Source organism: Streptomyces sp. NPDC025651 (assembly GCF_055558735.1).
In genome coordinates this window covers 37,489-48,317 of the sequence record NZ_JBVHLZ010000022.1, presented here as the reverse complement: position 1 = coordinate 48,317, position 10,829 = coordinate 37,489, and the positions used below count along the sequence as shown (strand labels likewise).

At 71.1% G+C, this 10,829-nt stretch carries 9 protein-coding genes; 1 reads left to right on the top strand and 8 read right to left on the bottom strand.

Annotated features, from left to right (window positions below; all coding sequences use genetic code 11):
* The first annotated feature begins 218 nt into the window (after positions 1-218).
* Positions 219-362 (top strand): hypothetical protein, encoded by a 144-nt coding sequence (locus ACZ4D5_RS42460; RefSeq protein WP_467777891.1) that lies wholly within the window; start codon positions 219-221, stop codon positions 360-362.
* A 544-nt stretch (positions 363-906) separates the two neighbouring features.
* On the opposite strand, the gene ACZ4D5_RS42455 is transcribed toward ACZ4D5_RS42460, so the two are convergent.
* From ACZ4D5_RS42455 to ACZ4D5_RS42420, 8 genes are all read right to left on the bottom strand, one after another.
* Positions 907-2,175, bottom strand: coding sequence for a cytochrome P450 family protein (locus ACZ4D5_RS42455; RefSeq protein WP_467777890.1), 1,269 nt, complete (start codon positions 2,173-2,175; stop codon positions 907-909).
* A gap of 13 nt (positions 2,176-2,188) precedes the next feature.
* Complete coding sequence (locus tag ACZ4D5_RS42450) at positions 2,189-3,298, bottom strand: cytochrome P450 family protein (RefSeq protein WP_467777889.1); 1,110 nt, start codon at positions 3,296-3,298, stop codon at positions 2,189-2,191.
* Between the two features lie 527 nt (positions 3,299-3,825).
* Positions 3,826-4,446, bottom strand: a complete 621-nt coding sequence (locus ACZ4D5_RS42445) for a GTP-binding protein (RefSeq protein WP_467777888.1) — start codon at positions 4,444-4,446, stop codon at positions 3,826-3,828.
* Positions 4,424-4,780, bottom strand: coding sequence for a DUF742 domain-containing protein (locus ACZ4D5_RS42440; protein WP_467777887.1), 357 nt, complete (start codon positions 4,778-4,780; stop codon positions 4,424-4,426). Before ACZ4D5_RS42440 ends, ACZ4D5_RS42445 begins: the two co-directional genes overlap by 23 nt.
* Positions 4,777-5,214, bottom strand: coding sequence for a roadblock/LC7 domain-containing protein (locus ACZ4D5_RS42435; RefSeq protein WP_467777886.1), 438 nt, complete (start codon positions 5,212-5,214; stop codon positions 4,777-4,779). The genes ACZ4D5_RS42440 and ACZ4D5_RS42435 overlap by 4 nt, the downstream gene beginning before the upstream one ends.
* The gene (locus ACZ4D5_RS42430; RefSeq protein ID WP_467777885.1) at positions 5,211-6,854 is read right to left on the bottom strand and encodes an ATP-binding protein; all 1,644 of its coding nucleotides are present in this window, start codon (positions 6,852-6,854) and stop codon (positions 5,211-5,213) included. The genes ACZ4D5_RS42435 and ACZ4D5_RS42430 overlap by 4 nt, the downstream gene beginning before the upstream one ends.
* A gap of 1,096 nt (positions 6,855-7,950) precedes the next feature.
* On the bottom strand, positions 7,951-8,847 hold the full coding sequence (locus ACZ4D5_RS42425; RefSeq protein ID WP_467777884.1) for a LuxR C-terminal-related transcriptional regulator: 897 nt from the start codon (positions 8,845-8,847) through the stop codon (positions 7,951-7,953).
* Between the two features lie 44 nt (positions 8,848-8,891).
* Positions 8,892-10,688 carry an amidohydrolase gene (locus ACZ4D5_RS42420; RefSeq protein WP_467777883.1) on the bottom strand — a complete coding sequence of 599 codons (1,797 nt, stop codon included), beginning with the start codon at positions 10,686-10,688 and terminating at the stop codon, positions 8,892-8,894.
* Positions 10,689-10,829 lie beyond the last annotated feature (141 nt).

The following is a 10,829-nucleotide window of genomic DNA, read 5'->3' as shown; positions in this document are numbered from 1 at the left end:
TTCCGCGCTCTGGCCACGCCCCATATCCGCCACACCCCCTCACTTGATGCACCATGAAACGGACCCGGAAATTCGCGAATCATCCGTCGAGAATGCCGTCACAGTAACCCCGGCACACCCGTCCCGTAACCCCTTGACTGTGTCCGCTATTCGTACCTAGATTCCGCCCCTGTCGCCACAGGGCGAAGATTCGACAGGTTCCACAGGAAGGAATTCCCATGTCTGAGAACATGACGCAGGACCTCTTCGACATCGACCTCACCGAGACCGCCATCCAGGACATCGCGCCCGAGAGCGCCGCGGGCGTCGTATCCGGCGAGGAGTCCTGCTTCCGCACCTGCACGACCTGCGCGATCTGCTGACACAGGCCAGGTGAAGGGGTGGGTTCCGGCGGCGTCCCGTACCGCCGGGGCCCGCCCGCGCCCGGAACGAGGGGTCCGGTGTCGCCGGGGGCAGCGGGAATTGCCCTTACGGACACGGGGCATGGTGTGACCGGGCATGTTTTCCGCTGCCTGGGCATCTCTGTTGACGCGGCGGGAGTTTATCGGTGACGCTTTTCAGTGCTCCGAAGGCGAAGAGTCCATCGCTTCAGCAGGTGCGGGGACGTGCGCGCATTTCAGGGTTTTACCTGTTTGTTTTTAGGGTTTCCCCTGTTTGTTTTTGAGGTGCGGTTCTTTCCTGCGTCGTGGTCGCGGTGTACGACGATCCCGTCCCCTGGGAGCAACGCTGCGCAGCGTCGAGTTTCCTGCACAGGTCCAGGCGCCGCATCGCCTCATCGCCGTATCACCGCATCCTCTTCCTCCCCCTTCCGCCTTCTCGCCTCATGAGTGCCCCGCCGCCGGAGGGGCTGCTGCCGGTACCGGAGCGGGGCTGTGTGGTGAGGGCGGCGGGGTCGGCGGGGCGGGGTCAGGTGGTGGGGCGCAGGCGGACCGGCAGGGTCTGGTGGCCGTTGCTGATCAGGGAGCCCAGCGGCTTCAACTCGGCTGCCGGGACGGCCAGTTCCAGGTCGGGGAAGCGGGCGAAGAGCAGGCGCAGTGCCGTGATGACTTCCATGCGGGCCAGCGGGGCACCCAGGCAGAAGTGCACGCCGTGGCCGAAGGCCAGGTGTTCCTTGAGCGGGCGGGCCAGGTCGAAGGCGTCCGCGTCGGCGCCGTGCCAGTCCGGGTGGCGGTTGGCGGCCGCGTAGGAGGCCAGGATCGCCTCGCCCCGGGCGATGATCTGCCCGTCGGGGAGGGGGAGGTCGGTGACCGCGTAGCGCAAGGGCAGGTGGCGCACGGCCGGTTCCAGGCGCAGGGTCTCCTCGACCGCATCGCCCCAGTCCGCCTGGCCCGCGCGGAGCAGGGCGAGTTGGTCGGGGTGGGTGAGCAGCTGTGTGACGGCCTGGTCGATGACGTTGACGGTGGTCTCGTAGCCGGCGCTGATCATCAGCAGCAGGGTGTCGCGCAGTTCGTCCTCCGACATGCCCGCGCCGTCCTGGTCCTCATCGCGTGAGGTGATGAGGAGGGAGGTCATGTCGTCGCCCGGCGCGGCGCGTTTGGCCGCGATCAGGGTGTGCAGCGCCTCGTACAGGGCCGCGGTGTTGGCCTCGGACTGGGCCGCGGTCAAGGTCGTGTCGAACACGCCGTCCACTACGTGCCGGAAGGCCTCCCGCTGACCGGCGGGCACCCCCATCAGGTCGCCGATGACCGCGATCGGAAGCGGGTAGGCCAGGCGTTCGCGCAGGTCCACCACCTCTCCCGGAGCCAGCGTGTCCAGGCCGTCGAGGAGGTCGGTGACCAGGGCGTCGATGTTCTTCTGCAGGGCGGCGATACGGCGGTGGCTGAAGGCGGGGGCGACCATCCGGCGCAGCCGCCGGTGATCGGCCCCGTAGGCGGTGAACATGTTCTCCACCGCCACCCACAGCGCCAGCGGCCAGCGTTGGACGGTCTCCTCGAACGCCGGCCAGTGGGCGCGCGCGTCCTTGGAGACCTGCGCGCTGGTCAGCAGCTCCTTGAGCAGGGCGGGGTCCGAGACGGACCAGGCGGACACGCCCAGGATGTCGACCCGGACCGCGCTGCCGTGCTCGCGCAGCCGACGGTGCTCCTCATGGGCCAGCGCCCCGGTCGGGTCCAGGACGATCGGCTCAACGGGCGCGGGGGTGGGAACGGGGGTGGTCGGAGGTGTGGACGGAGTCATGGCGCAGGTCCCTTCAGGCGGAGGCGGCGGGGAAGCGGACGGGCAGGGCGGCCAGTGCCCGGTGGAAGGGCCCCGGCCGCCAGACCAGCTCGCCGGGGGCGGCGGCCAGGTCCATCTCGGGCAGTGCGTCGAGCAGATGGGTGATGGCCGTCTCGGCGATGAGGTAGGCGTGCGGGCGGGCCGGGCAGGCGTGCGGGCCGGTGCTCCAGGACAGATGCGCCCGGTTGCTGGCGATGCGCTGCTCCCCCAGGGCCGGGTCGTTGTTGCAGGCCGTCATCGAGATCAGGACCGGCTCATGGGCGGGCAGCAGGTAGCCGTCGACGTCCACGGGGTGGGGCGGATAGCTGATGCAGTAGTTCGCCAGCGGCGGGTCGGTGTAGAGCACGGTGTCCAGGGCCTCGCGGACCGAGGAGCCGCCCGCGTGCAGGTCCCCGGAGAACTGGTCGTCGGTGAGGATCTTCAGGACGGTGTTGGCGATGAGGTTGGTCAACGGCTCGATGCCGGCGCCGTAGAGGGTGACCAACTGGTGGGCCATCTCGGTGTCGTCCAGGCCCGCCGCGTGCGCAAGGAGGCGGGAGGTGATGTCGTCGCCGGGCTGTTCGCGGCGCAGTGCCACCAGGTCGGCCACCGCCTGGGTGAGGATCTGGTTGCCGCTGGCCGCGTCCACGCCCTCGAAGATCTTGGCCATGCCCTCGGAGATCCGCCGCCCCGTCTCCTCCGGGCAGCCCAGCAGCGAGCTGAGGACCTGGAAGGCGATCGGCCATGCGTACTGGGTGAGCAGGTCCGCGCCGTGCGCGTCGCGGAAGGTGGCCAGGGTGGCATCGGCGACCTGTTCCACCAGCGCCCGCAGCACATGCTGGTCCACCCCGTCGATCGCCGCGGTGTTCGCCAACCGGTAACGGGCGTGCGCCACCCCGGTCGAGCGCAGCGCGTTGGGGCGACTCTCCATCATCGGCCGCACCGGGCAGGAGTCGGGAACGGACTGCTCCCACACCTGCGGGTCGGCCGGGAACCGCAGCGGGTCGTTGAGGATGCGGCGGGCCTGCGCGTAACCGATGACCAGGGTCGCCGGGATGCCCGGTGACAGCTCCACCGGGACGAACGGCCCGAACCGGGCCCGCATCCGCGCGTAGGCGGCGTGCGGATCGGCTGCGAAGTCTGCGTCGTGGAGGGCGATGCGGGGGGCGAGGTCGGACTCGGGTCCAGGCCCGGGCCCGGACTCGGACTCGGACTCGGCCCCAATTTTCGCGCCTGGGGCCGTGTGCGGGCCGGTGCCTATGCCGGTGCTTGTGCTGGTGCCTATGCCGGTGCTTGTGCTTGCGCTTGCGCTTGTGCTTGCAGCTATGCCTGCGTCTGTGCCCATGTCTGCATCCGCGTCCCTGCCCGTGCGTGTCGCCGCCGCCACGTCCGGGGCCGAGGCGGTCGGATGACCCGTCGCACCGGCTACGTCCTCGGGGTTTGTCGGAGTGACCGGGGTCGTCGGGGCGGTCGAGACGGTCAGGTCGGCAGGGGCGGCCGAGCTGCGGCTGCTTGGGCCGGTCGGCGTGGTCGAGCCGTTGGACCCGGGCGGCACGTCCGGCGCGGTGGCCGGGCCGGGCGGGGTGGGCGGGCCGGGCTGGGCGGCCGGGGTCGTGGGTTGGGTCGGGCTGGTCACGGGCGTGGCTCCCAGGCAGGTGCGTGCGGGACGGGCAGTGCGGTCAGGTACTCGCACAGGGTGATCAGGGCCAGAACCGAGGAACGGCCCTCGCGGGCGTCGCACGTCGTCAGCGGCGTGTGCGCGTCCAGGTCCAGGGCCTGGCGGATCTCGTCCAGGGGATACAAAGGGGCGCCGTCGAACAGATTGACCGCCACGGCGTAGGGCGTGCCCTGCTCCTCGTGCAGGGCCAGGATGTCGTAACAGGCCTCCAGATTGCGGGTGTCGACCAGCACCAGCGCCCCCAGCGCGCCCTCGGTCAGCCCCGCCCACAGCGGACGGAAGCGGTCCTGGCCTGGCGTGCCGAACAGATACAGCACCAGCGCGTCGCTCAGGTGCAGGCGACCGAAGTCCAGCCCCACGGTCGTGGTCGTCTTGCGCGGCGTGCGCGCCAAATCGTCGACGCCGGCGCTGGCCTGGGTGATCCGCTCCTCCATCCGCAGCGGCGGGATCTGGGAGACGCTGGCCACGAACGTCGTCTTGCCGACCCCGAAACCTCCCGACACCACGATCTTCGCGGAACGGGTCACGCCGGCCGGCACATAGACCAGGCCGTCAGACGAGGGCGCGCAGACCACGCAGTACCTCCTGGAGCAGATCGGTGTGGGGCCGGTCCTGGTCGACGGCGACCGGACGGGCCAACAGGCCCTCCTCGATGAGGGAGGAGACCAGAATGCGGACGGTGGAGGGCGGGAACTCCAGGGCGGCCGCGATGTCCGCGACCGCCAGGCCGCCGCCCCGGGCCCGGGCGAACAGGGACATGACCCGCCGCGCGTCCGCCCCCAGCCCGTCCTGCTCGCCGCTCGCGGCCAGCACCACGGTCTCCAGACGCACCGCCGGATCGGCCCGCACCCGTCCTTCGGTGCGGACATAGGGCCGCACCAGGTCCGGGTCCCGCCGTGGCCCGCTCACCTCGTCGGCAAGCCATCGCCGGCCGCGGGCAGTCCCTCGCCGGCCGTTTGCCGGGAGGCGACCCTCATCTCGTGGCCCACCCGCTGGGCCAGCTCCAGCATGTGATGGGTGATCAGACCGATGTCCGCGTCCGGCCCGCTGGTCTGCACCGACAGCATCGTGTTGCCGCCTGCCTGCGTGATCAGCCCCACATGGTTGGTCAGCTCGATCAACGCCTGCCGGGTGCCGCCCCCACCGGTCTCCGCGTCATAGGCCAACGCCGCCGCCCGCACCGCCGCGGTGATCGCGGCGAACTTCTCCGCGTCGTCCTGCCCGATCCCCTCGGTACGCGAATGCAGCAGCCCGTCGGAACTCATCAGCACGGCATGCCGCACACCCTCCAGAGAACCCAGCGATCGGTCCAGCAGCCAGCCGAGTTCATTGCCGGTGGTCACTGAGGGGCTCCTTCGTACGAAGTGGTGGTGGTCGGATCCTGCGTACGCGCACGCCGCGTACCCATGGCCCAGGCAGCAGCAACAGCCGGACGGCCCGGCGCTGCCTGACCGTCCCCGGCCCCCGAGGACGCCGGGGACGCTGAGGACGTAGAAGACGTAGAAGACGTAGAAGACGTCGGGGACTTGGAAGAAGCCGTGGGCTCCTCCGGCCCGGTGGAAGCGGAAGTCCCGGCAGATCCGGCAGACCCGGCAGACCCGGAGGAGTCCGCGGATTCAACGGACTCCGAGGACGCCGCGGGCACTGCGGACGCGGCGGGCTCCGAGAGCCCGGAAGACCTGGAAGGCACGGCGGGGCCGGAGGGCTCAGCCTCCGACGGCGCGGCGGACGCGGACGGTGCGGCAGGTGCCGGGCGACCGGTCTTGGGGGTCTTGCGGGAGCGGACGGTCAGTCCGCTGGCGGTGGTGCGCCGCGCTTCCCCCTGCCCGGACTCCGCGCCCGCTGCCGCCACGGGCGCAGCCCGGTGCGCGGGCGTGGGGGCGGGAGGCGCGGTCAGCAGGCTCTTGGGCAGGAACAGATAGACGCGGGTCCCGCCGAACGGATTCGGCGCCTCCACATCGATGCGGAACCCGTAGTCGGCGGCCAGCGCCGCGGCCGCCCGCAGGCCGGTCTGCGGGTGCGCGCCGAGCTGGTTGACGCCCTCGCGCCGCGCGCCCGTCAAGATCTCACGGGCCCAGACGAGCTGTTCGTCATTCATGCGCAGACCGGCGTCGTCCACGATGATCGAAACCCCGTGGTGGCCCTCCTGGAAAGCCACATGCACCCGGGCCGAGGACGGCGAGTAGCGCACCGCGTTGTCCAGCAGCGCCGCCAGCGCGTGCACCACCGGCCCGACCGCCCGGCTGGTCACCCACACCTGAAGCTCCTGGTGCTCGACCCGCTCGTACTCCTCGATGCTGCCCATCGCGGCCCGCACCACATCGGTCACCGGTGTGGCCGGCCAGCGCCGCGAGAGCTTGCCGCCGGACAGCACCACATAGTTCTGCGCGACCAGCAGCATCTGCTGGGTCGGATGATCGATCCCCACAAGCGTCGCGTAGGCCTCGTCGCCCTCGTGCCGACGCACCCCCTGGCTGACCCGCTGGCTCAGCTTGGAGGCCATCCCCACCATCGCCGAGGACACCGCCCGCACCGCCGCCCGGCTCGCCTCCTGCGCACGTTCCCGCGCCCGCTCCGCCTCCAACTGCCCGCTCTGGTGCGCCGCGGCGATCTGCGCACTGGTGCTGCTCTGCGCGTCGTACTGGACCGTGCGCACCGTCTGCGCCGCGGAGTTGGCCACCTCCGCCAGCCGCTGCGCCAGCACCGTGTCCACCAGCACCCGCGGCAGCGTGATGTCGACGCCCCGGCCCGTGCCCGGCTGCTCCGCCTGAGCCCCCAGCCCCGGAATCACCTCCCGGGCCATCTGCCCCAGCACCTCCTCGGTGGCCCGCCGGCACCCGGTGAGCTCCTCGATCTGCCCGCGCAGCCGTTCCCCCTCCCGGCGCTCGCCCCGGTACAGATCCCACCACCGCCAGGCCGCGCCACCGGCGGCCAGTGCCACAACCGAAGGCACCACCGAAGCAGCCTGTATCAGGTCCGTCATACGTCCTCTGCAGATCTCGAAACGGGAAGGAAGGGCAAGGGGTTAGGGAGCAAGGGAGGTTGGGGGAGGTGGGAGGTTGAGGGAGGTAGGAGGTCGAGCGGGACAGGACACAGTCAAGGGGTACGACCGGGCGAGCGGGGCTCGGACTCAAGAAGCCCAGGGGTAGGGGCGCCAAGGGCCCGAAGAGTGAGGACACCAGGAGACAGGAAGGGCCCGGCGGTAGCCAGTCCCCTCCCCCGCCCGGCCACCCGGACGGCCGAAACGATCCCGCGCCCCCAGCAGTACCGTGCCGAGCAGTCGCCAACTACACAGGGAATCACGCGGGTTGACGCGCTCATCCCGGGGACGGCCGGAGACGCGACACCGGGGGCGAGGCGAGGCCACGGACACAGCAGGGCCGTTTCAAGGGCCCGACCTGTCTCCCCGAACCCATCGGAACTTCCCTCAGCACTTCCCGGCTTCCCCTCACTCGCCACCAAACACCCGACGACATAATTCTTGCCAACAGGCCGAAAACAAAGGGCAGTTGACTGCCGTCCGCAAACGATATCGTGCCCCACCCCCCAGCCTTCGACCAGGCCACCCGGCGCACCCGGCGAACAGCCACCCCACACCGCACCTGCATACCGTCAACACATCCACGTATGACAGCACTTGCACATCTCCCGCGGGCAGGCCCAAACCCGGCACAGCACGCCATCACGCCGATGACCTGCGGATAACACCGCCCCGCACGGCCACCGCGCCACGCGCCGGACAGCCACCGCGTCCCGTTGTCGGCTCCCGCCGCACCGGGCACCACCCGTCAGAGGGCTCCGCCCCCAATACCCCCTCCATTTCGCCTCTTTGCGGCCCGTTCCCTCACCAGAAGTAATTTTCGCTCACCTTGCGGGCAATTCACGGGCTTTGGCTTTGAAGGCCGCGGAGGGCACAGCGAAGGTCCCGGAGGGCACAGCGCCGACCGGCCATCAGAAGTGGACGCCGTCCTCTGGCAGTTGACAGGCCGCTCGGGTTCCCGCCATCGGGGAGTACCGCATGGCCCTCCCTCGGGCAGGCCGGGCCGGAAGGCAGGCCCGGTCCGGTCAGGAACGCCGCATCAGCGAGTGGGGCCGATCCCCCACGCCGCCGCCCGCGCCGCGGCCGCCGCCCGGTTGGGCAGGTCCAGCTTGGCCAGGATGTGCTCGACGTGCGTGCCCACCGTGCGCGGCGTGATGTACAGCCGCTGAGCGATCTCCCGGTTGGTACGGCCGGCGGTCAGCTCCGCCAGCACCTCCAGCTCCCTGGGTGACAGGCCGCCCGGCCCTCGCCCGTCGCGGCGCGGGCCGGGAGCGACGGGAGCGACGGGAGCGACGGGAGCGACGGGAGCAGTAGAAGCGGCAACCGGGCCGGAAGCGGTCCGAGGCGCGCCGGGACCCGGCGGGGTCGACAGCGCGCCGCGGCCGGGAAGAGTGTGCTCGTGCTGCCCGGGCGGCACGACGGCGCCGGGGTCGATCGCCGCGGCCAGGGCCTCGCTCAGCAGCGTGACCGCGGCCCGTACCGGCTCCGGCGCGCGCCGCGGCCGACACGTGCTCACGTTCAGCATCCCCACATACCGCCCGTCCGCGGCGAACAGGCACTGCGCGACCCCGCCCTCGACACCCAGCGGAGCCAGCACGTCCCTGAATCCCGGCGAGGCGGAGAGCAACCTGTCGGGGACGTCGGTGAGCCACAGCCCGCCGCTGGCGGGGCTGTGCAGCACGGGAAACACGGGATCACGGTGCAGATACGTCTCGATGTAGTCCGTTGCCGCATCCGGATAGCTGCCCGCCAGCGTGGTGTGGCGCCGGGCCTGCGGGTCCCAGCGGGCCAGCGAGGCGTGGTCGAACTCCACCACCTGCCCCAGCGCAGCCAGCACCGCCTTGAGGCCGGCCACGTTGCCGACCGCGTTCCGGGCGGCCGCCCGCACCTGGACGGCCGCCTCCCACAAATCCCCTGCACCTTGCTGTGCTGCCACCCTCCAAGGATGATCATCCGCCGGGGGCGGGTCAATCGCGTACCTCAGCCACCCAGGGTGTCGTGCACCACCTTCCCGTCCACCACCGTCATCACCACCGGCATCTGCGGGATGTCGTGCGGATCAGCCGCCAGCAGGTCCCCCTGCACCACGCACAGGTCCGCCACCTTGCCCACCTCCAGCGAACCCTTCCAGTCCTCGGCGAAGTCCTGCCAGGCCGCTTCTATCGTGTACGTCCGCAGCGCCTCCGCCACAGTGATCCGCTGTTCGGGCCCGCTGACCCGCCCGGCCGCCTTCGACTCCCGCAACACCATCGTCGCCACGCCCTGCCGCCAGTCCGGGAACGTCACCGGCGCGTCGGAACCACTGGCCACCCGCACCCCCGCGTCCAGCGCGTCCCGGTACGGCCAGGCGTAGGCGGCCCGCTCCACTCCGACGAAGTCCTCCTCCATGTCCGCCACGGTCCACTTGATCGTCGGGTTCATGTTCGCGCCCAGACCGTGCGCGGCCAGCACCTCCATGCTGTGCGCGGTCAGCAGGTCGCCGTGGATGACGTAGTGCCGGGCGTCGGGGCGCGGTTGTTCGGTTAGAGCGGCGGCGAAGGCGTCCGCGACGGTGTCACAGGCCCTGTCCCCGGTCACATGGACCCCCACCTGGCATCCCGCCTTGTGGGCGTGCCGGATGATCGCGCCGATCTCCGCGACTCGCTCCGCATCGCTCTCGCCGCCCACGCACAACGAACCGCACCCGCCACCCACGTACGGCTCATGCACCCACGACGTCTTGTTCGGCACGATCCCATCCGCGAAGATCTTGATCCCGTGCACCGCCAGCCACCGCGGATCAACACCGCCTGCCCCATCCGACCCGGCCACCCCGCCCGGGCCGGCCGGGCCGGTGAGGCCGGCCGGGCCGGTGAGGCCGGCCGGGCCGGTGAGGCCGGCGAGGTCGGTGAGGGAACTCAGGGTGCGGGCGAACTCCTCCGCGCTGCTCGCCATCCCGGTGGGCAGCAGCAGGACCCCCAGCCGGGCCGTCAGTTCTCCCTCGGCCAGCAGCTCTCGGTAGACATCCAGGGTCTCCGCACCCAGCGCGCCGCGCATGATGCCCTCACCGCCCGGGCCCAGCCCCGGCTCCGTGAAGCTGGTGATGCCGAGCTCGGCCAGGGTGGACAGGGCGGCGCGGATCGCGTCGGTGCGCTCCTGGCGGCTCAACGCCGGCAGCGCCCTCTGCACCAACGCCTGCGCCCCTTCGTACAACAGCCCGATCGGCTCTCCGACCGCATCGGCCACGATCTCCCCACCCGGCGGAGCGACCGTGTCCCGGTCGACCCCCATCAGCTCCAGCGCCCGGGAGTTGACCCAGGTGGCATGCCCGGAGAACGAGTACAGGACGACCGGGTGATCCGGGCTCACCGCGTCCAGGTCCTGGCGCGAGGGCAGCCGGGCCGGATAGGCGACGCACTCGGCGAGGAAACCCGGATCCCAGCCGTGCCCCGTGATCCACCGCCCCTTCGGAACCCGGCCGACGGCCTGCTCCACCGCCGCGGCCACCTCCGCGATCGACGACACCGCCGGGTGGGCCACGTCCACCGACAACGGCGGGGACGCCATTCCGAACGCACACCCATGCAGATGCGAGTCATTGATCCCCGGCAACAACGTCGCCCCCGCCAGGTCGACGACCCGGGTCTGCGGCCCGACCAGCGGCGCCACGTCCTCCCGGCCACCCACCGCGGTGATCAGCCCGCCCGTCACCGCCAACGCCGACGCCACGGAGAACTCGGCGTCCACCGTGACCACCCGGCCACCCACGAACACCACATCCGCAAACCTCACCGACACGACAAACCCCTCACACACGACACCGGGCACACCACCGCGGCACGCCCACCAACAAACGGACAACCGCCACCCTGCCCCCGCCCTCACACCCACCACATCGGTCAACCAACCGACCCCCCACACACACGACCGACAACCGAC

Excerpts from the sequence above, each read along its gene's own strand:
- ACZ4D5_RS42455 (WP_467777890.1), bottom strand. The coding sequence starts at position 2,175 with ATGACTCCGTCCACACCTCCGACCACCCCCGTTCCCACCCCCGCGCCC.
- ACZ4D5_RS42450 (WP_467777889.1), bottom strand. The coding sequence starts at position 3,298 with ATGCGGGCCCGGTTCGGGCCGTTCGTCCCGGTGGAGCTGTCACCGGGC.
- ACZ4D5_RS42430 (WP_467777885.1), bottom strand. The coding sequence starts at position 6,854 with ATGACGGACCTGATACAGGCTGCTTCGGTGGTGCCTTCGGTTGTGGCA.
- ACZ4D5_RS42460 (WP_467777891.1), top strand. The coding sequence starts at position 219 with ATGTCTGAGAACATGACGCAGGACCTCTTCGACATCGACCTCACCGAG.